Source organism: Pseudomonas sp. P5_A2_2 (assembly GCF_054177685.1).
Genome location: NZ_JBGCUL010000980.1, coordinates 1 through 1,628, shown reverse-complemented (window position 1 = coordinate 1,628; position 1,628 = coordinate 1). Strand labels below are relative to the sequence as shown.

Genomic DNA, 1,628 nt, shown 5'->3' with positions numbered 1-1,628 from the left:
GGTTGTAACTTTATTGTTGAATACCATTTTGAATACCGTTTTTCGAAGGATCACCCAAGCAGTAGTGTATAGATTGGTTTGGTTGCGGGAACTGTCCCGCAGGTGTGAACTGCCTGAACGAGCAAGGGACGGCCTATCTGGATTTCCATCATTCCATGAGCGTACTGGTTGCTCGGATTCGTCAGCTGATCAGCAGCAAGAGGTACAAGCGCAAGGCGGATGACCGTCGTTACGAAGCCAGTCGCCAGCAAGCCACACTCAGCGAGTACGTCAGCCAGGTGCTTGATCGTTATCCGGTATGTTCCTCCAGCGATCAACTCAGCAGATACACCGGAAAACATTCACACAAGTGCATCACCCGACGCCGGGTGTTATCCAGCAGCGCCGCGTTATTCGGTTGTTCCAGCAGGTCGGCGATCAGGTTCGCCACTTCAGCGCACTCCGCCTCGCCAAAGCCACGGGTCGTCAGTGCTGGCGTGCCAATGCGGATGCCGCTGGTGATCGCCGGTTTCTGCGGGTCCTCGGGAATCGCGTTTTTGTTTAGTGTGATGTGGGCGCTTTCCAGCAGTGCCTCGGCGTCTTTGCCGGTGATGTTCATCGAGCGCAGATCGAGCAGGAACATGTGGCAGTCGGTGCCGCCCGACACCACCCGCAGGCCGCGCCGGGTGAGGACGTTCGCCATGGTCCTGGCATTGTTGATCACCCGATGCTGATAGTGCTTGAACTCATCCCCGAGGGCTTCGTTGAACGCCACGGCTTTGGCCGCGATGACGTGCATCAGCGGCCCACCCTGGTAAACCGGGAAAATCGTCTTGTCGAGCAGCGCGGCGTACTCGCGCTTGGCCAGGATCAAGCCGCCCCGTGGGCCGCGCAAGGTTTTGTGGGTGGTGGAGGTGACGAAGTCGGCAATGCCGACCGGCGAGGGGTAGAGGCCGGCCGCAATCAGCCCGGCGTAGTGCGCCATATCGACCATCAGGTAAGCCCCGATCTCATCGCAGATGTTGCGAAAACGCTGGAAGTCGATGGTTCTGGAGTACGCCGAGGCGCCGGCAATGATCATTTTCGGCCGGTGTTCCCGGGCCAGGACTTCCATCTCGGCATAGTCGAGGGTTTCGCTGTATGGCTCCAGGCCGTAGGAGAACGCGGTGTAGAGCTTGCCGGAGAAGTTCACCGAGGCGCCATGGGTCAGGTGCCCGCCATGGGCCAGGGACATGCCCAGGATGGTGTCGCCGGGGTTGAGCACCGCGAGAAACACCGCCTGGTTGGCTTGGGAACCGGAGTGCGGCTGGACGTTGGCATAGTCGCACCCAAAGAGTTTGCAGGCGCGTTCGATGGCGAGGGTTTCAATTTCGTCGACCACCTTGCAACCGCCGTAATACCGCTTGCCCGGGTAACCTTCGGCGTACTTGTTGGTTAGCACCGAACCCTGGGCTTCCAGCACTTCTTCGCTGACGTAGTTTTCCGAAGCGATCAGCTCCAGATGAGTTTCCTGGCGGTTGCGTTCACGGCCGATCAGGCGGGCGATGACGGGGTCGAAATTCTGCAGGCTCATGGAATCATTCCTTGGATAAGTGCTTCGGCCACGGAGGCTGGCGCGAGATGCGGTGATGCGTGTAACAGTCCGTCGC

General features: G+C 59.2%; 1 protein-coding gene. It reads right to left on the bottom strand.

All coding sequences use genetic code 11. The features are described from left to right. Positions 1 to 313: 313 nt before the first annotated feature. Positions 314 to 1,552: a serine hydroxymethyltransferase gene (gene glyA, locus ACXRVY_RS27980; protein ID WP_223458503.1), complete on the bottom strand. Its 1,239-nt coding sequence runs from the start codon at positions 1,550 to 1,552 to the stop codon at positions 314 to 316. Positions 1,553 to 1,628: the final 76 nt, after the last annotated feature.

What these genes read in the sequence shown, in the direction of transcription:
- glyA (WP_223458503.1), bottom strand. Translation starts at nt 1,552, where the DNA reads ATGAGCCTGCAGAATTTCGACCCCGTCATCGCCCGCCTGATCGGCCGT.